The following is a 22,322-nucleotide window of genomic DNA, read 5'->3' on the forward strand; positions in this document are numbered from 1 at the left end:
ATAATTATATAAATTTCTTACGATTATGCGATATACATTTGGCTCAATAAAGTGACAAAAACCCCGTACACTTTTAAATTTTTCAATCACATATTTAGTAATATAAATTAAAAAATCATTGCCATGCTAACAAATTTACGCCCAGAGCAAAAAAACAAATTAGACGTTCCGGATTTCAACAAAAACAATGCTGTTAATGGATATCCAACAGCGCAAAAATATGACATGGTCGTTTTCTGTCATCTTAGATGGCAGTTTGTCTACCAGCGTCCACAGCATTTGATTAGCCGATTGTCTAAAAATGCAAAAATTTTATTAATCGAAGAACCAATAGGTTACGACAATCATGATGAAAGTTCCGGTAATTTATTGGTTATCAATGAAAACCTTCATATTCTACAGCCTAAAGTGAAAGATATTGAAGCTATTTCGATAATACTTCCTGAATATATCAGTAATCTGAATCCATCTGTTGGCTGGTTTTATTCGGCATCATTTAGTCCTTTATTAGAAGTTTTTGATTTTGAAACCGTAGTTTTTGACTGCATGGATGAATTAACTTTATTTAAGGGAGCGCCAAAACAATTAATAGATCAGGAAAAATACCTTATGGCAAATGCTGATATTGTTTTTACAGGCGGAAAATCTTTATATGAATCCAAAAAGCAACATCATGATAATGTGTATTGTTTTCCGAGTTCTGTAGATCAGCCTCATTTTGCACAAGCACTTAACGGAATAGAAGTTCCGGCGGATATTGCGAATTTACAAGCTCCTGTTGTGGGATATTTTGGCGTAATCGATGAGAGAATTGATCTTGAATTATTACATGAAACTGCTAAAAAATTGCCTAATGTTTCCTTTGTAATGATTGGTCCATTGGCTAAAATTGATCAGTCAGATTTGCCTGTTGAAGATAACATTTACTATTTAGGAATGAGATCTTACAATGAACTTCCTAACTATCTAAAAGGTTTTGATATAGCGATGATGCCTTTTGCTATTAATGACGCGACAAAATATATCAGTCCAACTAAAACACTGGAATATATGGCGGCGGGAAAACCAATAATTTCTACAAAAATTACTGATGTGGTTCGCGATTACAGCATTTGTGTAAATCTTGTTGAAACTGCCGATGAATTTTGCGAAGCCATCACTTATTTGTTTGACAAAAGAGACCAGCTTTCTATGGAACTGGAATATTTTGACATTCTTAAAAATACCTCATGGGATGCTACGGCAAATAAAATGGAGTCTATCATTAAAACTTTTGCACAATGAAAAATATAGACATTTTAATTATCGGCGCAGGAATTTCCGGAGCCGTTCTTGCCGAAAGATATGCTTCAATAGGGAAACGTGTTTTGATTATAGAAAAACGAAATCATATTGCGGGAAACTGCTACGATTATATTGACGAAAACGGAATTTTGGTTTCTAAATACGGTGCTCATTTGTTTCATACTAATGAAGAATCGGTTTGGAAATATGTCAATCAATTCTCAAACTGGTATCCGTGGGAACACAAAGTTGTGGCTCGCGTTGATGATAAAACCGTTCCAATTCCTGTAAATATTACTACAGTTAATAGACTTTTTGACACCAATATCAATTCTGAAGAAGAAATGAAAAACTGGCTGGAGGAAAACCGAATCGCAATTGAATCTCCTTCTAACGGTGAAGAAGCAGTTTTAAATCGTGTTGGTCCCGTATTGTATGAAAAAATGTTCAAACATTATACTAAAAAACAATGGGATAAATATCCGGCTGAACTTGATGCTTCGGTTTTAAACCGAATTCCAGTACGCTATAATTACGACGATCGTTATTTTTCTGATACTTATCAGGCATTGCCGGAGGGCGGTTATACGAAGCTTTTTGAAAATATCCTGAAAAATCCCAATATAGAAATACTTTTAGAAACTGATTATTTTGATGTTAAGGATCAATATAAAGGGTATGAAAAACTGTTTTATACCGGACCTGTTGATCGCTTTTTTGACTTTAAACACAGTCTTACCGAAAAGCTGGAATACCGTTCTATAAATTTTGTGAGCGAAACTGTTGAAGCTGAATATTTTCAGGAAAACTCGGTTGTAAATTATCCGGGAACTGAGGTCGATTTTACCCGAATTATCGAATACAAACATTTCGGAAATCAGAAATCAGATAAAACCACGGTTGTATGCGAATTTACTGTTGATGATGGCGAACCATATTATCCGGTTCCGAACCCTCGTAACGAAGAAATTTATGCGCGTTATAAAACCGAAGCGGATCAACTTGTAGATGTTCATTTTGTGGGCAGACTCGCCAATTATAAATATTTTAATATGGATCAGGCTTTTAAAAATGCTTTGGATCTTTTTGAAACTCTGGAAAACAAAGACAAGACCAATTATAAAACAGCCGGTTAAATGAAAATTTTCAACACTTTTTTCATCGGTGGTTATGAATGTGCGGATCATATTAATCGCTCCGGCGAAAGAATCAATCTTTTGCAGGAAACGCAACACGATATCAGGATTACAGAGGATTATGAGGCACTTTGCGCACTTGGTATAAAAACCGTTCGCGAAGGAATTTGCTGGAGCAATGTCGAAAAATCAGCGGGGATTTTTGATTTCTCCGAAGTTTATAATCGGATGAAAGCTGCGGAAACTTTTGGGATTCAGCAAATTTGGGATCTGATTCATTTTGGCTATCCCGATGGTTTATATCCCACGCATCCACATTTTTGCAATAGGTTTACCGCTTTATGTCAGGCGTTTGCAACATTTTATAATGCAAATTCAACACAGGATTTGTGTGTCGTACCTATTAATGAAATAAGTTTTCTTTCGTGGCATTCCGGAGATGTTCGCGGTACGGTTCCTTTTGCAGTAAACAGCGGCTGGGATATTAAATACCATTTGTGCAAGGCTGCTATATTAGGAATCAAAACCGTGAAAGAGACTGATCCTAATTGTGTTATCGTATTGGTGGAACCATTGGTAAAAATTCATTGTGATCAAAACACAACTGAGGAACGTGTAGATGAACTAAACTCACATCAATTTCAGGCGATGGATATTATTGCGGGCAGAATGTGTCCGGAACTTGGCGGATCTGAAGATTATCTGGATATTCTGGGCTTCAATTATTACTGGAATTGCCAATGGAGAGGAAACGGCGAAACGCTCGACTGGCCTGAAACAGTAGCATTAAGAACACCTCTATCTGACTTACTTCAAATTGCTTACGAAAGATATCGCAAACCTATTTTTCTTTCTGAAACGGGACATTTTGGATCAGGACGTGTTGAATGGATCGAAGAAATTACATCAGAATGCCTGATAGCCAGAGAAAACGGTGTCGATTTTAACGGAATATGTATTTATCCCGTTACTGACAGACCAGATTGGGATGATCTGACAAGTTACAGCAATTGCGGTATTTGGGATCTGGACGCTGCGGGAAACAGAATTCCAACGCAGGAATATATTGACGCCGTTATGAATGCCCAAACCCAATTTAGAAATCCGGGGAAAATCATGGATTTCTTTCTGAATTTATTCAAATAATATAATAATAAACTAAATGAAAGTCATAAAAACAAAAATCGGAATTACATTTAGCGCTTTTGATTTGCTTCACGCCGGACATGTAAGAATGCTGGAGGAAGCAAAATCATATTGTGACTATTTAATAGTGGGATTACAAACTGACCCAACAATCGACAGACCTGAAAAAAACAAACCTACACAATCTGTCGTAGAAAGATATATTCAGCTAAAAGCCTGCAAATTTGTCGATGAAATTATTCCTTATGCTACTGAACAGGATCTTGAAGATATACTTCAGGCTTTGCCCATCAACGTAAGGATATTAGGCGATGAATATAAAAATTTGAATTTTACTGGACGTGAATATTGTGAGAAAATGAAAATTCAACTTGTGTTTAACAAACGTAATCACAGGTTTTCAAGCAGTGGTTTAAGAAAAGAGGTTTATCAATGTGAATGTCTGAAAATTGTGAATGACTAAATAATCATAAAACCGAATGATAGCATTTTAGTGATTTAAATTTTCATCGCATTATTATTGAATTTGAGTGATAATTACATAATGATTACAACAAATTATATAAGGTATTTACTAAAGGTATTTTTAAATTTAGATTGTTATTCTATCCTGTTAACAATCAGCAACATGAACAGAAAATAAAAATTAAGCAATACAATTAAGTAATTAAAGTTTAACGTCATGAGAACAGATAACATAAACTACGAAGAGCCTGTTTCTACAGATAATACCCCGCTATATGTAGAACAATATGAACGTGATCACATCGATTGGCAATATAAATCTACAAAAGAGCAGCTTTTATGCTGGGGCGAAGAATCAAGCTATCTGGATAGTGAATTTTCAAATGAACTTGAAGGAGAAGACCAGGGAAATCTTAATGATTCAGATTATGATGATGCTCTGGAAGAAGATCCCGATGAAGAAGAAGAAGATCTGGATGAAGACTTAGATGATAACGAAACCGAAAATTTCGACGATGATACTCAAGAAGAAAATGATGAAAATTCAAAATAAACAGAAGTTTTAAAACCTTTTTAAAACCATTAGCTAAAACTAATGGTTTTTTATTTCTATTTTAGTCGCAATTTGAATTGAATACACCTGATTACAATAACGATTTCAAAAATTATAAAACGATTTTTACTTATTTTTGTAAAAATCCAAATCTTATCAAATGAAGCGTTCCGGTACAGCAGATCTTCCATTACACTATGGACACGTTCCATTATGGCTTTCTGAGCGAATGGCTAAACTTGGTTTTGCAATTGTAGAAACGATTGCCATGGAATTTTCTACTTCTGAAGTCATTAGCAAACTGAGTAATCCTTTCTGGTTTCAAAGTTTTGGCGCTGTGATGGGAATGGATTGGCATTCCTCCGGCATTACAACATCTGTACTTGGGGCTTTAAAAAGGTCTGTAAATCCGCATTCAAAAGAACTGGGAATATATATTTGTGGAGGAAAAGGCAAAAATTCGCTTTTAACACCGCAGGAACTTTTATATGTTGGCGAAAAAACCGGACTTGACGGAAATAATCTTGCTAATTGCAGCAGACTGACAGCAAAAGTTGATAATACTGCCATTCAGGACGGATTTCAATTGTATCAACATAATTTTATTGTGGATAATAAAGGGCAATGGGCTGTTATACAGCAAGGAATGAATCCTAACTCCCAGACTGCACGAAGATATCACTGGCATTCGCCGGATTTAAAGTCCTTTATAAATGAACCGCATACTTTTATATATGGCGAAAATCAAGGAACTATATTAAATCTTACCGCTCAGGCAGCTACAAAATCAAGAGAAGGAATTCTGGAATTATCAAAAGAATCTCCAACAAAAATCATGAAGGAAATGCAATATCTTTCTATGCCTGCGCATCACGATGTGAGAATGGAAGATGTGAATATGAAAAGGCTTGGCGCAATGCTCTGGGCGACACATGAAAATAAACCGGAAGATTTTGAGGAATTATTGCTTTTAAAAGGCATGGGACCAAGAGCTTTGCAGTCATTAGCATTGGTAAGCGAAATAATCTACGGCACTCCTACCCGATTTGAAGATCCTGCACGTTTTTCATTTGCTCATGGCGGAAAAGACGGACATCCGTTTCCGGTTCCTGTAAATATCTACGATGAAACAATTGATACTTTGCAACGAGCAATTAATCGCGCCAAAATTGGGAATAGTGATAAAATAGATGCGATTCATAAATTATCTGAAATCTCACGAAAAGCCGAAGAAAGTTTTACGCCCAATACTAATTTTGACGCATTGGTTCAAAGAGAGCGGGACGAATCGCACAAATATGGCGGACGAACTATTTTTGGAGAGGCAAAACCTCCTAAAGCCAAACCTTCAATTCCAAAGATTAAACCAATAAATCCAAATAATCAGCTTGAATTATTTTAATGCATTAATTATTCCATTGCTATTAATTGTTTAATCATAAACATAAATCATTGATTTACTTAGTTTTATAAATTAAATTTTAAGTAGAATTCTAGAAAAATATAGTTATTTGATGAAAAATTTGATCTAAATTTTCACTTCTTAATCTAGATTAATCGATAGACATTTACTTCATCCGTAAATTTGTAAAAGAAATTCGAACACAGCAGGACATTAAAACTAAATATTTAATGACAATCAAAGTTTAGAATTATCTGACATAAATAATTAATCTAAAACCAAAATAAGATGAGCACATTTACAGTAAAAGACGGAACAGAAATTTATTACAAAGACTGGGGAACAGGAACACCAATTGTTTTTCACCACGGATGGCCTTTATCCAGCGATGATTGGGATGCACAAATGATGTTTTTCCTAAAACAAGGATACAGAGTTATTGCACACGACAGACGCGGACATGGACGTTCAGGTCAAAGTGCTGAAGGAAACAACATGGAAACGTACGCAGCTGATGTTGCAGAATTGACTGAGGCTCTTGATTTGAAAGATGCAATTCACATAGGTCACTCAACCGGAGGTGGCGAAGTAATACGATACGCAGCAAAATACGGAAAAGCCAGAGTTGCTAAAGCTATAATAATTAGCGCAGTAACGCCAATAATGATTAAAAATGAAGCAAATCCTGAAGGAGTTCCATTGTCTGTTTTTGATGAAATCAGAGAAGGTACAGGATTTAACAGAGCGCAATATTTTTATGATTTCCCAATACCTTTTTACGGATGGAACCGAGAAGGAAAAACAATTCAGGAAGGAATTAAACACAATTGGTGGCGTCAGGGAATGATGGGATCTGTTTTAGCACATTATGAAGGAATAAAAGCTTTCTCAGAATCTGATTTTACCGAAGATCTTAAAAGTTTAGACATTCCGGTTCTTGTTTTACACGGAGAAGATGATCAGATTGTGCCTTATAACCAAGCACCAAGAGCGGCTAAATTATTGAAAAACGGGAAATTAATTTCATATCCCGGATTTCCTCACGGTATGCCAACTACCGAAGCGGAAACAATTAACAAAGATATTTTAGAGTTTATCAAACAATAATTTGACGAACCTGAAATTCAGTAAATAGAAAACCTCCAAAGTCTTATGATTTTGGAGGTTTTTATTTTAGCAATCAATGTAATAAAAAAATACGGAAATAATTAATTCTACAAACCCATTGAAAACCAAAACTAAGTGAAGAAATATTTTTTATCAATTAAAATTTAAAGCTAACTTCAATTTTTGTACCTGCTCCTAAATTAGATTCAATATTAAAATTTCCTTTTAAAAACTCTGTTCTTTCTTTTATATTATTTAATCCAATACCATTACTGTTAACTTTCAAATCAAAACCTTTTCCATCATCTATTATGGTCATTTTCAATAAATTATTTTTTATTTTATGAAATTTAATCTCGCAATTGCTGGCATCTGCATACTTATTAATATTGAGAATAGCTTCCTGAATGATGCGGTATAAATTTATTTTGTAGATATTTTGTATTGATTCCCAATCTAACTCCTCATTATTTATATATTTAAACTGAGTATTACTTATATCTTTTTGATTTTCAATTAAATTAAGCAACAATATATTAAAGTCGTTTCCATCGAAAAAATTATTTTGGCTTAAGTCGTGAGATATTGTTCTAATTTCATTTTCGATATTTTGTAATTCAAATATGTAAAGTTTTCTTTTTTCAATAATTTCCTTATCACATTTAGTATTAAAAAAACCCAGATTCATTCGAACACCATAAATTCTATTCATAATTCCGTCGTGAAGTTCTTTTGCAATTTTTGATTTTTCATTCTCTTTTGCATTATTTATTTTTTCATGCTGTTCCATCAACAGCAAATAAATTTCTTCATTTGCTAATTTCTGTTTATTTAAAAACTGTAATTCCTTATTTTTATATTTAGAATATCTTAATATAAGAATTACCAGCAATAGTAAAATTAGTGCAAAAGAAATGATCAAAATATAGAAATTTGTTTTTGTTAAAATTTTATTTTCATCTTCAATTCTTGAAGTTTCATATTCAATTCTAGCATATTTGTCGTCAGCATTTTTTTGAACATAATTAATACTGTCGCTTAATTTAATATATTCATTTGTATACGCTAAACTATTCTTCTTATCTATTTCAGATAGCAATTTTAACGAAGTCAAAACTTCATTACTATTATTAATTTTAATAGCAATCGTATGAGCGTCTTTTAAGTTTTTAATTGATTTTACGGTATCGCTCTGAGTTAAAAAATATTGACCTATATAAATCTTTTTATACAATATATCAGATTCAACCCCTATACTATCAACAATTTTGAGGGATTCAGCAAACATTGATTCAACGTTTTTATAATCTCCACTTTTCATTTTAGAATATGCTAAATTGCTTAAAACATTCGCATACAATCTTGGTCTTTTTTTCCTTAAATCTTTTGAGACAAGAGCTTCTAATTCCTTTATAGACTTTGAATACTGCCCTTGTAAATCATATAAATTGCAAATATTAATAATCGAAATAATGTTGTAATTATTAATTGAGTCATTAATCTTCATTTTTTTAATCTCACCCAATGCCAGATTATGATACCTTAATGCTTCATTGTAGTTTACTAACTTTTCTAAACAATTACCCATTAATGTATAACAGGAATATAATAATTGATAATTTCCCGATTTTTTTAAATACTGTAATGCTTTTGAAACCTGAATTTCAGATTCTACATAGTTGCCATCATAAAATAAAACATGCCCTTTGTTAAACAACATTTTTGCAACATTATCATAATCATCAACAGCGTAATATAATTTCTCTGCCTTTAAATAATAAAAATAAGCACTATCTTTTTTGGAGTTTTCGTAGCAATCTCCAACAAAATATGATGCTTTTGCCATTCTGATACTATCATTTGCCAGTTTTGACAAATTCAAAGCTTTTAAACTTGCAGACAAAGATTTGTTTGTGTTATTAATATAATAATATTCAGATGCAATGTTTAAATAGAGATTTCTGGTAACAGAATCGTTTTTTTTACTTTTCAATAAATCGACTATAGAGTCCAGATAATATTCTTTTTTATTTTCTGACAAATTATCTATATGTGCTTTATCGAATAAGATTACCTCATTTTTTTTACATGAAAAAAAAGAAAGCAGTAGAAACAAACAAATTATTATTCTGGTATGATTTTTCAAGGGATAATTGCTTTTTGACAGTTTCAAATATACTATTTTGAAACATTGAAAGACTATGTAATTAAAAATAAATTACATAGTCTTTTTTGCAATTATTGTCTTGGTGGTTTCGGGTTGTTTGGTTCCCCATCATCATCAGGTGTACTTATTGTAGTTGAGTCAATTACACTTGAATTTACTTCTTTTTTCAATTTATCAATTGGTAAAACTTTTAAGGTGTTATTTTGAACTTCCGTAGTCTCATAATCGTCATTTGAACATGAGATAGTTAACAATGTTAAAAGCAGTAATCCAGTAATATGTAATTTGGTTTTCATAAAAAAAAATTTTAGTTGATTATTACACAAAAAAACATATATCAGTGAATTATTATGTACGGTAAATCCGTAATATTTCACTAACTCTACATAAAAGAGCGACTTTAACTAATTATTAATCAACACATAACCTTTAATTTAAAACATTCAAAACCACATTACGGTAAATCCGTAATATTTCTTACATTTGTTTTAACTAGAATTAAACAAATATGAATCTTAATATTTTGATCGTCGATGACCATCCAATGACGGTGGATAGTTATGTTAACCTTTTATCTGATGGTGAATTTCAAGAAAACCTTCCAACCTTTATAAAAAGCCACAATTGCGAAGACGCATATAATAAAATCATATCACATCAAAAACAAAACAATACAATAGATTTTGCTCTTCTGGATATTAATATGCCACCTTATAAAAAATTGAATATTAATAATGGTATTGATCTGGCCTTTCTTATCAGAGAGAAGTTCAGCAATTGTAAAATAGTTTTACTTACAATGCGCAGCGAGCCTTTAACGGTAGACAAAATCATAAAAGGGATACAGCCTGAAGGGTTTATATCAAAAAGTGATATCAATTTTGAATTGTTTCCGGTGATTTGTAAAAGTATTATTGATGGAGAAATATTTAGAAGCAGTACTATTATAGAATCCCAAAGAGAATTATTCAAGAAAAATATCAATTGGGACAATCATGATAATCAAATTTTAATCTTAATTTCCGAAGGTGTAAAAACGGTAAATCTTCCGGACTACATTCCTCTTTCGATGAGTGCGATTGAAAAACGTAAAGCAAACATCAAGGACCAGTTATTAAAAGGAAAAGGGAGCGATAAAGACTTAATTGAAAAAGCAAAAAATTTAGGATTAATATAAAGTCTTTCTATATACTAAACTCCATTAGAAATAATGGAGTTTTTTTATTAGAAGAAATTCTCTTAATAATAATTTATGCGATAAAATTTAATTTTTTAGAATTACATCATTGTTTTGGATCATACAACATCGCAGTACACAAGCAATTTTTCCTTTCTTTATTGATTAATATGGGACAATTGACACACGATTTACAACTTTCCCAGAAAACATCGTCTTTAGTCAACTCAGAATATGTTACGGGTTCGAAACCAAGTTCATGATTCATTTTCATTACTGCAAGTCCTGTTGTGAGGCTAAAAATGCTGGCTTCGGGATATTTTTGCCTGCTTAATTCAAAAATTTTTCTTTTAATCAATTTTGCAAGACCTGTATGTCTGAATTCTGGCGCAACTATCAATCCGGAATTAGAAACGTACTTACCATTTTCCCAGGAAGAAATAAAAGAGAAACCTGCCCATTTTCCATCTGAGGTAAAAGCAATAATAGCTTCACCATTTTTCATTTTTGCCTCAAGCGATTCTGCCGAACGTCCGGAAATCCCCGTTCCGCGAGATAAAGCTGATGATAATGTGACGTCACAAATTTCTTTTATCCAAGAAATATGATCTTTATTTGCAACCTGAACCTTAAAATCCGGCAGATTATCTATTATTGCGTTATTTTGTATTAAGGTTGATTTTTGTGGTAATGGTAAAGAAAAAAGCAAATCTTTGTCTAAAAAATCTGTAGTATGTTGTTGGGTTTTCATTTTTCTGATAAATATCTGTGATAGAAATACAAAATCCTGTATTCAAATTACATACCAGTACATTAATACATCTCAATGGCAAAGTTATAAGTTTGAAGATAAGTATTTTATAAATAAATCTGTAATTATTGCCAAGGTTGTGTGCTATCAAAATGATACGGTTTTATCATTTTGATTCTTAATTATACTAATCAAATGTTTATATTCTTGAAAAATCATACTGTTTTATTTTAGTCTAAAATTATTTTGATAAATCTTCTCTACAGTATATTATTTTACATCCAAAAATGAAATGCAAAATAACACTTCAAGTTTCCTGATGTCCCTAAATTGAATTTAAACTAAAAAACAAGTTCGTTTTTTAGCACTATGTTAAAAAACACATAACCAATTGTACATCAAATGATAAAGATGTAAAACACACAAAAAATAGTATAAGCTTTTAACAGATTCAGGTTTTAGATTTGTATAATATTAATTTAAAAAACAATATTATGATACAAGCAAGCAACGAGAAATATGGTCATGCTGGCCGCATCTCAAATAGAGAAGATGAAAGTATTCATTCTGAAACCATGGAAACCAAAGATCCGGCAATCAATCAACACCGAACAACTGGTTCTGATACTGAAGAGTATTCTTCTGATAGAGAAGATAATTTCGAAAGAAAAAATACTTCAGACCGAAACAACGATGAAAATGATACTGAAGATCCTTACTTTCAAAAAAATGCAGAAATTGCAAAAGATCTGGACGATGATTTAAAAAATGATAAAAATGATCCGGACCGAAGAACTTTAGATGAATACAATGCTACTACTTCTGAACCTGGAGAAGAGGAAGAAGAAGAATAGACATTAAAAGAATGTCAAAAATGATTAAAAAACAATTATTTTATTATTGCGAAGTCATTTTAAATTTCATTAAATACGATTTAATTTTATGCTGCGCAGATAAATAAAAAACCTCTAAACAATCAAGTTTAGAGGTTTTTTTATGAGTTTTATAATGAATTAATCGGCTTTATATTTATTATTCCAATATAACATCAATAAAAGAGTTACGATAATACATGACGCAGATCCTTCAAAAAATAAACAAAGCGAATAAGTCATTACAGAAGGTTCTCCACCAAACATAAAAGCTTGCGATAATGATTTTACATACGCATCACCACCACGTGCAAAACTGTAAATAAGCAACGCTATGATACTTAAAACAACTCCAACAAAAGAGGTTATCAAAGCCGATATCGCATTAGGAAGAAAGCTGTTTTGCCCTTCGGCAAGGTTTTGTTCCAAAGTTCTGTTTACTCCATAAAAGATGAAAAGAACATTAAGTAATCGAAGATAAAATAAATGAGAAAGATTTAAAACTTCCATTAATAAGAAAAAAATCGCAATTCCCAGAAAAATAAAAAACCCGTTAAGTATTTCTTTAGATATTTTCATAATAATCACATTTAGAAATTAGTAAAAAATCAGCACATTTAAAAACATGTGACTTTCGAAATTAAGCAAAAAGAAATACTAATAGCTTCTACTATTTATAAATAAGATTATAAAATATCCATTTATAATTTATTAAGTAAGTTTTTTATTTTACCACTAGTTATACTAATTCTTGTTTCACTCAGATTTTGCAGATTTAAGCAGTTGTAAATTGATCTAAAATTATAAATCTGCGAATATCTGCTAAAATCTTTTTTATATCTGCATGAAATAAACTCGTAAAATGCAAGCCTTTCTTCTTTAAAACTTTTTACCAAAACTGCGTTAACACAATTCAATATCAGCACTTTATATATTGCAGACATATAACAAAACACGATAATTCTATAAAATCATATTTATGACATTCTTTAAATTTGAAATGCTATCAATTTACAACATTGATTCACACATACATACAAAGATTATAGAACCCTAAATTTTAATATTATGGACGTTAAAAACACAATAACACGTCGCTCTGCACTTACTGGTATGGGAGCGGTAATTGCTACAGCAGCATTTAATCCTATGATGGCAAACGGATTTGAAGCAGGAGAACATCCAGCATCAAATGGTCCCGAAGATCCAAATACAAAATATCCACGACCGCCGTTTAAAGAACAAAAGCAACCCTGGCCAGGTCTTGTGAGTAAAATGGATCCAAGACCGGATCACGGGGAAAAAAGTTATAAAGGATCCGGACGATTAAAAGGTCTTAAAGCCTTGATAACTGGCGGAGATTCAGGAATGGGACGAGCAGCCGCAATTGCTTATGCACGAGAAGGTGCTGATGTTGCGATTAATTATTTTCCTACTGAGGAAGAAGATGCTAAAGAAGTTATTCAATTAATTAAAGCCGAAGGACGCAAAGCAATTGCAATTCCGGGAGATTTGCGTGACGAGGCATTTTGTAAATCGCTTGTCGATCAGGCAGTAAAAGGACTTGGAGGCCTTGATATTGTGGTCAATAATGCTGCGCGACAACAAACTCATGCGTCTATATTAGATATTTCGACAGAAGAATTTGACTGGACAATGAAAACTAATATTTATGCACCTTTCTGGATTATCAAGGCAGCATTACCACATTTAAAACCCGGCGCCTCAATAATAGGAACCAGTTCTGTACAAGCATATGCGCCTACAGAAGATTTATATGATTATGCCCAGACGAAAGCGGCAACTACAAATTATATTAAATCACTGGCGAAACAGCTTGCGCCTAAAGGCATTAGAGTAAATGGTGTTGCTCCGGGACCTATCTGGACGCCATTACAAGTTAGCGGCGGAGCTACGATGGAAAAACTAAAAGAATTTGGTTCACAAACTCCAATGGGAAGACCGGGACAACCGGCCGAACTTGCTTCTATATACGTACAACTTGCCGCTAATGACGCAAGTTATGCAACAGGACAAATTTATGGTTCAAGCGGCGGAGAAGGTAATCCGTAAAAAAGTCTATTTATATAAATAAACAGATTTTAGAAAATAACTTAAAAGTGCTAAACCTTTCAATTTAGCACTTTTTTTATGTGCATTATAAAATTAATTTATAACAAAATTCAGAGATTAAAGAAAAGTTCCAAATCGTTCAAAATGACACGTATATCCATTGGGCTGTTTTACAAGATAATCCTGATGGCTTTCTTCGGCAGTCCAGAATTTTGAATAAGGTTCAAGCGTTGTTACCACTTTTCCCTGCCATTTTCCTGAATCTTCAACGATTTTAATGACTTCATCTGCAACTTGTTTTTCTTCATCATTCTGGATAAATATTGCTGATCTGTAACTTGAGCCTCTGTCATTTCCTTGTTGGTCAACCGTTGTTGGATCATGCATTCTGAAGAAATAATCTAACAATTCTTTATATGATGTTTCGTTAGCATCGTATGTAATTTCGATTCCTTCGGCATGTCCCGGATGATTTTGGTATGTTGGATTATCGTTTACACCACCAATATAACCAACTTCAGTATCTTTTACGCCCGGACGCACACGAAAAAGATCTTCCATGCCCCAAAAACATCCGCCTGCGATATAAGCTTTTTTTAAATTTTCCATGGTATTTTATTTTTAAAAATTATATTTTAGGAAATGCTTCCCTCCTATTAAATCAAGTTTTTTAAGATATATTCATCAAAATTAATTATCTGAATAACTCTTAATTTAATAGTTCTATCAAAGATATAGAATAGAAAATAAAGATGATAAAGATCAATTTATAATTTTGACTTAAAAAACCTATTTACATTTCAGATATGCACATTTGAGATATTTACAGTAATATTTATTAAATTTATAATAGAAACCAAAATCATACTATTATGAGAAAAATAATTGTTTTATCAATGATTTCATTAGATGGAGTATTGCAGGCACCGGGCGGACCGGGCGAAGATCCGTCGAATGGTTTTAAATTTGGCGGTTGGGTTGCTCCTTTTGATGATGAATCATACGGAAATGCGGTTCAGGAAGAACTAAAACCGGCAGAATATCTTTTAGGCAGAAAAACATTTGAAATTTGGGAGAATTATTGGCCGAAACATAAGGAATTTTGGCCGGGAATAAATGATGGCACAAAATACGTTTTGTCACATACAAGAGAATTATCTGATTGGGAAAATACTGTGTTCATAAAAAACCTCGAAGATATCAAAAACCTGAAAAACTCAAATGGTTCTGACATTCAGGTTTGGGGAAGCAGCGAACTTATTCATTTGTTATTGGAAAATGATTTAGTCGATGAACTTCGGTTAAAAATTCATCCTTTATTATTGGGAGAAGGAAAAAAACTATTTGATGATAATGCAAGTCCTCTGGCTTTTACATTAACAAATAGTTTTGTAACCGAAAAAGGCGTGATTTTGTCCCATTACAAACGAAACGGAGCAGTACAAACCGGATCAATTCCAGATCCGGATGAATCTCAAAATTAAAATCAAGCACGCAATATGGAATGGAAAAGGCTATAGAAATTTAATTCTACAGCCTTTGTAAATAGGATAAACTCTAATTAAAAAATATTCTCTTAAACCCGGGTGTAACTAATAAAAGCTCAATTAAACACATAGAAACATAGATTTAAAACTTTAAAAAAGGACCCAAAGAGAAATATATTTCTTTCACAGAGCTAGCTTTGTGTATTATAAATAAGTGAAACGCCTTTTTTTAAGCTAAAAAGATCTATGTTTCTATGTGTTAAAAATAATTACACCCAACGGGTTTTATCAAATAAATTAATTAAAAGATTGCCTGAATTCCAGAGGCGAAACATTTGTCTTTGTTTTAAAAAACCGACTAAACGACTGCGGATGTTCAAATCCTAATTGATAGGCGATTTCTGAAACTGATAACTTCGATGACGATAATTTTTCTTTTGCTTTTTCAACCAGTTTATTATGAATGTGCTGTTTTGTATTTTCTCCTGTAAAGGATCGCAACATATCGCTCAAATAACTGGCGGATATATTGAGATTTTCAGACACAAACTGAACCGATGGAATTCCTTGTAAAGTTGCTTTTTCATTATTGAAGTAATCATCTAATAATGCTTCGAGCTTTTGTAATATATCATGGTTAACAGCTTTTCTGGTAATGAATTGTCGTTTGTAAAAACGATTGCTGTAATTCAATAATAACTCGATTTGCGAAATAATTACGTCCTGGCTAAAATCATCAATCCTGCTATTTATTTCGTCTTCAATTATGGCAAAAATCGACATTATGGTTGCTTTTTCCTTATCGGATAAATGCAGCGCTTCATTAGCAGAATAGCAAAAGAAACCAAATTCCTTAATTTTCTTCGCTAAAGGATAACTCAAAAACAAATCCGGATGAATAAGCAATAAATGACCAGAACTAGGATGATCTGCAGGAGATTCGAATAACTGATTTGGTGCCGTAAATACTAAACCGCCTTCGCCAAAATCATAATAATTCTGACCGTATTTTGCTCTTCCGCAGAGAAGTGTTTTATAAGATATTTTATAAAAATTCAAAACAATAGTGTTCGGCAATCCATTTTCCCTGATTTTCATTTCATTGATATTAATAAAACTAATCAAAGGATGTGAGGGCTTTTTAAGCCCAAACACCTCATGAAAATCTGATAGCGATTCAAATTTATAAAAAGGATTATCTTCTTTTTTCATCTTGTAAATTTAATCAATTATGTCTGGATTTTACTCTTGCATAAGTTGACATTCATTAATAGTTATTCATCTTAATTAATTCAAATCATTGTAAATTTTGGCAAAATCTTTAGCAAAATCTGTTAGTTTCACTTTTCCCATAGTTGGTTTATTACGGTTATAATCTTCATATAAAGTGCCGCTTCGTTGTGCCGCCTGCATTTCGACAAAACCATTTGCAATCCATTCGTTCATTCCGGCTGTCAACATATTATCGAGCATTTCTTTATCTGAAATTACGAGCCATTTCAAATCCGGTTTTTCTATTGCATTACCAATAATTAAAGCGATTTCGTTTGGTGAAACTTCGTCGCTTGCCAGATAACGAACCGTTCTTCCGTCAAAAGGTTTTTCGATTTCTTCAACAATTGCTGAAGCTATGTCTAAAGGTGAAACCCAAGGTTCTTTTTGGTCTCCGCCATATGTTTGTACAATCGCGCCTTGCGTTTTTATAGACGGAATGTATCTCATTATATTGGTATAAAAACCAACAGGACGCATAAACTTAATAGAAACAATTTCAGGAAGTTGTTTTAGGATATTTTCCACAGCATTATGCAAATACAAACTACCCGTGCCTTTGTCTGTATGTGCGCCAATACTGCTCAAATGTACAATACTCGTAACTCCGGATTGTGTTATGGCTTGTTTGTAGATAGTGCCAATTTTAGTAAAAGCTGCGACAAAATCAACGTTATTGTCAAAAATACTTCCCATACCTTCCCACGCTTCCATTAAGTAAACAACATCTGCGCCTTTGAATGTTTGGGTTAAAAAACCGACATCTTCAATGGTGCCAATCGCTGCTTTTGCTCCTATTGCTTCAATGTCTTTTTGGCGTTCTTCTTTTCTGCTAATTACCGTTACCGAATGTCCATTTTGCACCAGCTCAATCGCTAGCGGCTTGCTAATATTCCCTAAGGAACCTGTTAAAACAATATTCATATCGCTGTTTTTATTTGTTACTGCAAAGATCCGCAGCAACTCAAAAACAGATGTAACTCAATTGAGGATTTACATAACCGAAACGGGAAAGTGGCGATAAAGTGAATTATAAGTTACACGTTATGAGTACTTATTTTTAACACATAGTATCGATAGCTATCCTACCGTCTGGACACAAATATTATTAATCAATTTTGAACACGAATTTCACGAATTTGCACAAATTTTAATAGGTTAATTTAGTTTGTGAAATTAATTCCACAAACTAAATTAGTGTCAATTAGTGAAATTCGTGTTTGTTTTGTACTTGTGTACAGACGGTAGGATAGCTATCGGGACATAGATTTTTAGCTAATAAAAGGCGTTCACTTGTTTAAAATACACAAAGCTGGCTCTGTGAAAGAAATATATTTCTTCAGAGATATATTGAAGTTTATAGAAAATATCTGATTTTACTTTCGCATTGATTCCTTGATTTTTTCCCGATGTTGTTCTCCCCAAACACTTAGTTCACGCATTACGCTTTTTAGGGTTCGGCTGTAATCTGTGGCTTCATAAATGATTGTAACGGGAGTTGTAGGATAAACATTTCGTTTAATAAAGTCGTTCAGTTCTAAATCCTTGAGTTCTTTGGCTAATATTTTGGGAGATATTCCCGCAACTTCTTTCCTAATCTCGCTAAAACGTTTGGGAGTTTGTATAAGACTTAAAATCAACGGAATTTTCCATTTTCCGTTTAAAACATACAATGCGTCAATTATGTTTCTTAAGGAACCAGCGCATTCTTCTTTGGTTGGAATTACTTCATCTTCAATTGTTTTCATAGTGGCAAAGATATGAACTTTCCTAAAAGTAACTGCTTTCCTTTAGGTAACTACTATCTTTTGCATATTAGATAACTGTAGCTTTGCTTTGAAATAAAACTTAAAGTTTAATCGACAATTACAACAACAAATAATACATTTTCTTATGAAAAACATTCTGCATTTAATCTCCAGTATGCAAGGTTCAGAATCTTACAGTATAAAATTGGGTCACGCCATAATCGAAAAAATTCAGGAAAAATATCCTGAAAATACTCTTGAAGAAGTTAATTTGGTTGAAAGTCAAATTCCGCATCTTACTCCTGCCGTTCTTCGTACCTTTTTTACTCCGGAAGATCAATTGACCGAAGACGATAGAAAAGCGATCCAATTATCTAATGAATTTATAAAACAGTTATTAGCCGCTGATATTATTGTGATTGGTGCGCCACTTTATAATTTCACGATTCATTCATCATTAAAAGCGTGGATTGACCATATTACAAGAGCCGGAATCACTTTTGGCTATGGTGAAAATGGTCCTGTTGGAAAAGTAACTGGTAAAAAAATATATGTTGCAATGTCTTCTGGCGGAATTTTTTCTGAAGGTCCGGGCAAAGCCAATGACTTTGTGGTTCCTTATTTAAAATCTTTTCTCGGATTTCTGGGAATGACTGATTTAACTGCTTTTCGTGCCGAAGGTTTAAAAGTTCCGGGCGTAAAAGAAATTGCAATGCAAAAAGCAATTGAAAGCATAGTAATTGATTAAATAATTGGCTTATTGAATTTACAAAAAGTGCCGAATTGAAAAATTTGGTGCTTTTTTTATTTCTTGATATTATATATCTAATAGAAGAAAATGATCCGTATTAATAATTGTAAATCTATACTTTTGTACTAATCAGAAATAGCTATTTTATAAATTATCAATTTTAATCGTGAAAAATCAAAACCAAAACATTAAGCAATTCAAACTTTCGTCTCAGGCAAGAGCGGGAATTATTATTGCGAATATGGAGGATCAGGAAAATGACGATCACGATATTTCTAAACCACATCGCGACAATCATTGCCAGTTAATGTTAGCGTTAAACGGAAGTTTTAAATTGAATATTGATTTTGAGAATATCGAATTTAACGCGCCTGCTTTACTTTGGATTTTCCCCGAAGAAGTACATCATATTATTGAGGTTCAAAATCCTAAAGGATGGATGATCAGTTTTGATCCTTCGCTTGTAAACAAAGAGGTTTTACAGCTTTTCCAGCATAAAATCAAAAATCTTTTTTTATTAGATAAAGAATCAAATTTCTATGAACAACTTATTATTTTAATGGATTTGATTGAAAAAATTCAGTCAGACGAAGCAAATAATTTCAGTTATAAAAGCATTCATTCGCTATTAAATGCTTTATTAAATCGTATTGCCGGAGAAATATTTACCAATTTATCGCTTGATAAAGAGAAGGAGAACCGAAGTATTATAATTAAGGAAGCTTTTTTGAGGTTAACTAAAGAGCATTTCAAAAACTGGAAACAACCTGCGCAATATGCCGCTTCACTTTCTATTTCGGTGTCGCATTTAAATGATACGGTAAAATCGTTAACCGGAAGTTCTGTATCTGCGCATATTCAGGAAGAATCGATTTTAGAAGCTAAAAGATTGCTTTATTTTACAGTTAATAGCGTGAAAGAAATCGCGCATGAAGTTGGTTATGACGAACCGGTTTACTTTGGAAAACTATTTAAAAAAGTAACAAATCTTACTCCTCTTGAATTTCGGAAAAGATTCCGTGATTAGGACTATCCTTCCCATTTTTGAAACTACATTCACGACAACTCTCTGACTAATTTTGCATTGTAATTAATACTTAACGATATGCAAAATGAAATCAATATCCCAATCATACTCGACGCAGTACGAAAAGTGGGAAACGTTTTTTTAAAAGACTATAAGCAAAATGCGATACCGCAAACTATGGAGGAACTTTTAAAACAGTTAGAAGATATTGATACAATATGTCTGACTTCTTTAAAAGACGATTTATCTGCAGAATTTCCAAATGTACTTTGGCACGATGGCGATGAATTCGATAATAATTCACAACGAAGTCCGGATAAAACCAATGAATACTGGCTTTGTGATGCGATGGATGGCGCAATACAATATGTTCAGCATATTGCGGGCTGGACGATAAATCTGGTTCTTGTGCGTCAGGGAAAACCTTTTTTTTCGGTAATTTTTGATCCTTTGGCTAACGAAATGTTTTGGGCAAAAGATGGTCACGGCGCTTTTATGAACGATAAACCACTACAAATTAGTAATAAAACTGGTTTAGATATGATGCTGGCGGTTTTTGAATACGGACATCACGATAAATCAACTGACAAACTGAGTAAAAAAATTGGAAATACAGTTGCTCAACTTGTGCAGAATTTTGGAATCGTTAGAAATTACGGTCCTCATGGTTTACAATTGGCTTATGTTGGAGCCGGAAGAATCGATTTATTTGTTCAGGAAGATATCGATACTCATAACTGGATTTCAGGAATACTTATCGCAAAAGAAGCCGGAGCAGAAATCCTGACCACAAACGGAAATCCCTGGAAATGGGGAGACGAAAGTTTATTGGTTGCAGCAAAAAGTACCACTGAAAAATATCTAAAAATCACAAAATGAAAATAGCAATTATAGGCGCCGGAGCAGGAATTGGATTCCAGTCGGTTTTGCAAGCGTTAGAAAAAGGACATATTGTAACGGCACTTTCGACAAATACAGATCATATTGCCAATCATCCCAACCTGATTAAAATAAACGGAAGCGCAACATCTCCAGTTGATTTAAAAAAGGCAATAATAGATTCTGATGTTGTCCTGATAACTGTTGGAACAAAGAATAAAAAAGCAACAACTCTTTTTTCTGATATTGCAAAAACCTTGATAAATGTGACCAATGAATTGAATTTTACTTCGCCGGTTCTGGTAATTACCGGATTTGGAGCTGGAGAAAGTAAAAACTACCTGAGCTTTTTTATGCGATTGGTGATTTCGTTATTTCTGAAAGATCAGTATGCAAACAAAACTATAATGGAAGAATTGATTACGAAAAGTGCCCTAAAATGGGAAATGGTAAGACCAGGAATGCTGACTAATGGTGATTTAACGCAATCTTATAAAGCGATAAACAGGCTTTATAAAGGAATGAAAGTTGGAAAAATTTCCAGAGCAGATGTTGCTCATTTTTTAATTAGTGAAGCTGAAAATCCTAAAATGCTTTATGAATATGTTGCCTTAACGAACTAATGTGATTTTTAGCATTTGTGTTATATACTTTGATTTTTATATGCTGGGTGATTTTTAACGCAAAGAACGCAAGGTTTTTTATAGTAGAGAGTGTTGAAAAACACAAAGTTCACAAAGCTTTGTGTTGATCTGGCTTTGTGAACTTTGTGTTTACTAACCCGCAATTTGAGACGAAATCTTTGTGTCCTTTGTGGTTAATTTTTTTGCGTCCTTTATGTATATATATGCTGGGTGATTTTTAACGCAAAGAACGCAAAGTTTTTTATAGTAGAGAGTGTTGAAAAACACAAAGTTCACAAAGCTTTGTGTTGATCTGGCTTTGTGAACTTTGTGTTTACTAACCCGCAATTTGAGACGAAATCTTTGTGTCCTTTGTGGTTAATTTTTTTGCGTCCTTTATGT

The 22,322-nt window shown here is 32.9% G+C and carries 23 protein-coding genes; 15 read left to right on the forward strand and 8 right to left on the reverse strand.

The genetic code is table 11. The annotated features are described in order from the left end of the window. Positions 1 to 123: 123 nt before the first annotated feature. The 7 genes from KHA90_RS10935 (at position 124) to KHA90_RS10965 (ending at position 7,093) form a co-directional block, all read left to right on the forward strand. Entirely contained in the window at positions 124 to 1,284 is a 1,161-nt protein-coding gene (locus tag KHA90_RS10935) for a glycosyltransferase (protein WP_213299216.1), read from the forward strand. Beyond that, the gene (glf, locus tag KHA90_RS10940; RefSeq protein WP_213299219.1) at positions 1,281 to 2,420 is read left to right on the forward strand and encodes a UDP-galactopyranose mutase; all 1,140 of its coding nucleotides are present in this window, start codon (positions 1,281 to 1,283) and stop codon (positions 2,418 to 2,420) included. The genes KHA90_RS10935 and glf overlap by 4 nt, the downstream gene beginning before the upstream one ends. Next, on the forward strand, positions 2,421 to 3,566 hold the full coding sequence (locus KHA90_RS10945; protein ID WP_213299222.1) for a hypothetical protein: 1,146 nt from the start codon (positions 2,421 to 2,423) through the stop codon (positions 3,564 to 3,566). Between the two features lie 16 nt (positions 3,567 to 3,582). Then, the gene (locus tag KHA90_RS10950; protein WP_213299225.1) at positions 3,583 to 4,029 is read left to right on the forward strand and encodes an adenylyltransferase/cytidyltransferase family protein; all 447 of its coding nucleotides are present in this window, start codon (positions 3,583 to 3,585) and stop codon (positions 4,027 to 4,029) included. 219 nt (positions 4,030 to 4,248) lie between these two features. After that, positions 4,249 to 4,584: a hypothetical protein gene (locus KHA90_RS10955; RefSeq protein ID WP_213299226.1), complete on the forward strand. Its 336-nt coding sequence runs from the start codon at positions 4,249 to 4,251 to the stop codon at positions 4,582 to 4,584. A 160-nt stretch (positions 4,585 to 4,744) separates the two neighbouring features. Beyond that, positions 4,745 to 5,986, forward strand: a complete 1,242-nt coding sequence (locus tag KHA90_RS10960) for a DUF763 domain-containing protein (RefSeq protein ID WP_213299228.1) — start codon at positions 4,745 to 4,747, stop codon at positions 5,984 to 5,986. 288 nt (positions 5,987 to 6,274) lie between these two features. After that, a complete protein-coding gene (locus KHA90_RS10965) occupies positions 6,275 to 7,093 on the forward strand; it encodes an alpha/beta fold hydrolase (protein ID WP_213299230.1) in 819 nt (272 codons plus the stop codon). A 157-nt stretch (positions 7,094 to 7,250) separates the two neighbouring features. Here the strand turns inward: KHA90_RS10965 and KHA90_RS10970 are convergent, their stop codons facing one another. Together KHA90_RS10970 and KHA90_RS10975 are read right to left on the reverse strand one after the other, a co-directional pair. Beyond that, positions 7,251 to 9,134, reverse strand: a complete 1,884-nt coding sequence (locus KHA90_RS10970; RefSeq protein WP_244860298.1) for an ATP-binding protein — start codon at positions 9,132 to 9,134, stop codon at positions 7,251 to 7,253. A gap of 197 nt (positions 9,135 to 9,331) precedes the next feature. After that, positions 9,332 to 9,556: a hypothetical protein gene (locus KHA90_RS10975; protein ID WP_213299232.1), complete on the reverse strand. Its 225-nt coding sequence runs from the start codon at positions 9,554 to 9,556 to the stop codon at positions 9,332 to 9,334. A gap of 212 nt (positions 9,557 to 9,768) precedes the next feature. On the opposite strand from KHA90_RS10975, the gene KHA90_RS10980 reads away from it, so the two are divergent. Continuing rightward, on the forward strand, positions 9,769 to 10,437 hold the full coding sequence (locus KHA90_RS10980; RefSeq protein WP_213299234.1) for a response regulator: 669 nt from the start codon (positions 9,769 to 9,771) through the stop codon (positions 10,435 to 10,437). A gap of 106 nt (positions 10,438 to 10,543) precedes the next feature. Here KHA90_RS10980 and KHA90_RS10985 read toward each other — a convergent pair whose 3' ends face one another. Next, positions 10,544 to 11,188, reverse strand: coding sequence for a GNAT family N-acetyltransferase (locus KHA90_RS10985; protein ID WP_244860299.1), 645 nt, complete (start codon positions 11,186 to 11,188; stop codon positions 10,544 to 10,546). Positions 11,189 to 11,682: 494 nt separating this feature from the next. On the opposite strand from KHA90_RS10985, the gene KHA90_RS10990 reads away from it, so the two are divergent. Next, on the forward strand, positions 11,683 to 12,042 hold the full coding sequence (locus KHA90_RS10990) for a hypothetical protein (RefSeq protein ID WP_213299236.1): 360 nt from the start codon (positions 11,683 to 11,685) through the stop codon (positions 12,040 to 12,042). Between the two features lie 159 nt (positions 12,043 to 12,201). On the opposite strand, the gene KHA90_RS10995 is transcribed toward KHA90_RS10990, so the two are convergent. After that, complete coding sequence (locus tag KHA90_RS10995) at positions 12,202 to 12,639, reverse strand: hypothetical protein (protein ID WP_213299238.1); 438 nt, start codon at positions 12,637 to 12,639, stop codon at positions 12,202 to 12,204. A gap of 489 nt (positions 12,640 to 13,128) precedes the next feature. Between KHA90_RS10995 and KHA90_RS11000 the strand changes: the two genes are divergently transcribed. Then, positions 13,129 to 14,133 carry an SDR family oxidoreductase gene (locus KHA90_RS11000; RefSeq protein ID WP_213299241.1) on the forward strand — a complete coding sequence of 335 codons (1,005 nt, stop codon included), beginning with the start codon at positions 13,129 to 13,131 and terminating at the stop codon, positions 14,131 to 14,133. Positions 14,134 to 14,250: 117 nt separating this feature from the next. Here KHA90_RS11000 and msrA read toward each other — a convergent pair whose 3' ends face one another. Beyond that, the gene (gene msrA / locus KHA90_RS11005; protein ID WP_213299244.1) at positions 14,251 to 14,742 is read right to left on the reverse strand and encodes a peptide-methionine (S)-S-oxide reductase MsrA; all 492 of its coding nucleotides are present in this window, start codon (positions 14,740 to 14,742) and stop codon (positions 14,251 to 14,253) included. A 263-nt stretch (positions 14,743 to 15,005) separates the two neighbouring features. Between msrA and KHA90_RS11010 the strand changes: the two genes are divergently transcribed. Then, a complete protein-coding gene (locus KHA90_RS11010; protein ID WP_213299247.1) occupies positions 15,006 to 15,617 on the forward strand; it encodes a dihydrofolate reductase family protein in 612 nt (203 codons plus the stop codon). A gap of 300 nt (positions 15,618 to 15,917) precedes the next feature. On the opposite strand, the gene KHA90_RS11015 is transcribed toward KHA90_RS11010, so the two are convergent. The 3 genes from KHA90_RS11015 to KHA90_RS11025 form a co-directional block, all read right to left on the reverse strand. Then, the gene (locus KHA90_RS11015; RefSeq protein ID WP_213299250.1) at positions 15,918 to 16,832 is read right to left on the reverse strand and encodes a helix-turn-helix domain-containing protein; all 915 of its coding nucleotides are present in this window, start codon (positions 16,830 to 16,832) and stop codon (positions 15,918 to 15,920) included. A 75-nt stretch (positions 16,833 to 16,907) separates the two neighbouring features. Further along, complete coding sequence (locus KHA90_RS11020; RefSeq protein ID WP_213299253.1) at positions 16,908 to 17,816, reverse strand: NAD(P)H-binding protein; 909 nt, start codon at positions 17,814 to 17,816, stop codon at positions 16,908 to 16,910. 452 nt (positions 17,817 to 18,268) lie between these two features. Continuing rightward, positions 18,269 to 18,640, reverse strand: a complete 372-nt coding sequence (locus KHA90_RS11025) for a winged helix-turn-helix transcriptional regulator (protein ID WP_213299256.1) — start codon at positions 18,638 to 18,640, stop codon at positions 18,269 to 18,271. A gap of 145 nt (positions 18,641 to 18,785) precedes the next feature. Between KHA90_RS11025 and KHA90_RS11030 the strand changes: the two genes are divergently transcribed. The 4 genes from KHA90_RS11030 to KHA90_RS11045 all read left to right on the forward strand — a co-directional run bounded on the left by KHA90_RS11030 (position 18,786) and on the right by KHA90_RS11045 (position 21,920). Next, the gene (locus KHA90_RS11030) at positions 18,786 to 19,388 is read left to right on the forward strand and encodes an FMN-dependent NADH-azoreductase (RefSeq protein WP_213299259.1); all 603 of its coding nucleotides are present in this window, start codon (positions 18,786 to 18,788) and stop codon (positions 19,386 to 19,388) included. Positions 19,389 to 19,557: 169 nt separating this feature from the next. Continuing rightward, positions 19,558 to 20,418 (forward strand): AraC family transcriptional regulator, encoded by an 861-nt coding sequence (locus KHA90_RS11035; protein ID WP_213299262.1) that lies wholly within the window; start codon positions 19,558 to 19,560, stop codon positions 20,416 to 20,418. A 78-nt stretch (positions 20,419 to 20,496) separates the two neighbouring features. After that, positions 20,497 to 21,297, forward strand: a complete 801-nt coding sequence (locus tag KHA90_RS11040; RefSeq protein WP_213299265.1) for an inositol monophosphatase family protein — start codon at positions 20,497 to 20,499, stop codon at positions 21,295 to 21,297. Continuing rightward, entirely contained in the window at positions 21,294 to 21,920 is a 627-nt protein-coding gene (locus KHA90_RS11045; RefSeq protein ID WP_213299268.1) for an NAD(P)-dependent oxidoreductase, read from the forward strand. The genes KHA90_RS11040 and KHA90_RS11045 overlap by 4 nt, the downstream gene beginning before the upstream one ends. Positions 21,921 to 22,322: the final 402 nt, after the last annotated feature.

The sequence above is a fragment of the Flavobacterium psychroterrae genome, from assembly GCF_018380615.1.
Lineage (GTDB): Bacteria > Bacteroidota > Bacteroidia > Flavobacteriales > Flavobacteriaceae > Flavobacterium > Flavobacterium psychroterrae.

What these genes read in the sequence shown, in the direction of transcription:
- KHA90_RS10935 (WP_213299216.1), top strand. Translation starts at nt 124, where the DNA reads ATGCTAACAAATTTACGCCCAGAGCAAAAAAACAAATTAGACGTTCCG.
- KHA90_RS10985 (WP_244860299.1), bottom strand. Translation starts at nt 11,188, where the DNA reads ATGAAAACCCAACAACATACTACAGATTTTTTAGACAAAGATTTGCTT.
- KHA90_RS11010 (WP_213299247.1), top strand. Translation starts at nt 15,006, where the DNA reads ATGAGAAAAATAATTGTTTTATCAATGATTTCATTAGATGGAGTATTG.
- glf (WP_213299219.1), top strand. Translation starts at nt 1,281, where the DNA reads ATGAAAAATATAGACATTTTAATTATCGGCGCAGGAATTTCCGGAGCC.
- KHA90_RS11040 (WP_213299265.1), top strand. Translation starts at nt 20,497, where the DNA reads ATGCAAAATGAAATCAATATCCCAATCATACTCGACGCAGTACGAAAA.
- KHA90_RS11000 (WP_213299241.1), top strand. Translation starts at nt 13,129, where the DNA reads ATGGACGTTAAAAACACAATAACACGTCGCTCTGCACTTACTGGTATG.
- KHA90_RS11015 (WP_213299250.1), bottom strand. Translation starts at nt 16,832, where the DNA reads ATGAAAAAAGAAGATAATCCTTTTTATAAATTTGAATCGCTATCAGAT.
- KHA90_RS10965 (WP_213299230.1), top strand. Translation starts at nt 6,275, where the DNA reads ATGAGCACATTTACAGTAAAAGACGGAACAGAAATTTATTACAAAGAC.
- KHA90_RS10945 (WP_213299222.1), top strand. Translation starts at nt 2,421, where the DNA reads ATGAAAATTTTCAACACTTTTTTCATCGGTGGTTATGAATGTGCGGAT.
- msrA (WP_213299244.1), bottom strand. Translation starts at nt 14,742, where the DNA reads ATGGAAAATTTAAAAAAAGCTTATATCGCAGGCGGATGTTTTTGGGGC.
- KHA90_RS10995 (WP_213299238.1), bottom strand. Translation starts at nt 12,639, where the DNA reads ATGAAAATATCTAAAGAAATACTTAACGGGTTTTTTATTTTTCTGGGA.
- KHA90_RS10975 (WP_213299232.1), bottom strand. Translation starts at nt 9,556, where the DNA reads ATGAAAACCAAATTACATATTACTGGATTACTGCTTTTAACATTGTTA.
- KHA90_RS11020 (WP_213299253.1), bottom strand. Translation starts at nt 17,816, where the DNA reads ATGAATATTGTTTTAACAGGTTCCTTAGGGAATATTAGCAAGCCGCTA.
- KHA90_RS10960 (WP_213299228.1), top strand. Translation starts at nt 4,745, where the DNA reads ATGAAGCGTTCCGGTACAGCAGATCTTCCATTACACTATGGACACGTT.
- KHA90_RS11045 (WP_213299268.1), top strand. Translation starts at nt 21,294, where the DNA reads ATGAAAATAGCAATTATAGGCGCCGGAGCAGGAATTGGATTCCAGTCG.
- KHA90_RS11025 (WP_213299256.1), bottom strand. Translation starts at nt 18,640, where the DNA reads ATGAAAACAATTGAAGATGAAGTAATTCCAACCAAAGAAGAATGCGCT.
- KHA90_RS11030 (WP_213299259.1), top strand. Translation starts at nt 18,786, where the DNA reads ATGAAAAACATTCTGCATTTAATCTCCAGTATGCAAGGTTCAGAATCT.
- KHA90_RS10990 (WP_213299236.1), top strand. Translation starts at nt 11,683, where the DNA reads ATGATACAAGCAAGCAACGAGAAATATGGTCATGCTGGCCGCATCTCA.
- KHA90_RS10955 (WP_213299226.1), top strand. Translation starts at nt 4,249, where the DNA reads ATGAGAACAGATAACATAAACTACGAAGAGCCTGTTTCTACAGATAAT.
- KHA90_RS10950 (WP_213299225.1), top strand. Translation starts at nt 3,583, where the DNA reads ATGAAAGTCATAAAAACAAAAATCGGAATTACATTTAGCGCTTTTGAT.
- KHA90_RS10980 (WP_213299234.1), top strand. Translation starts at nt 9,769, where the DNA reads ATGAATCTTAATATTTTGATCGTCGATGACCATCCAATGACGGTGGAT.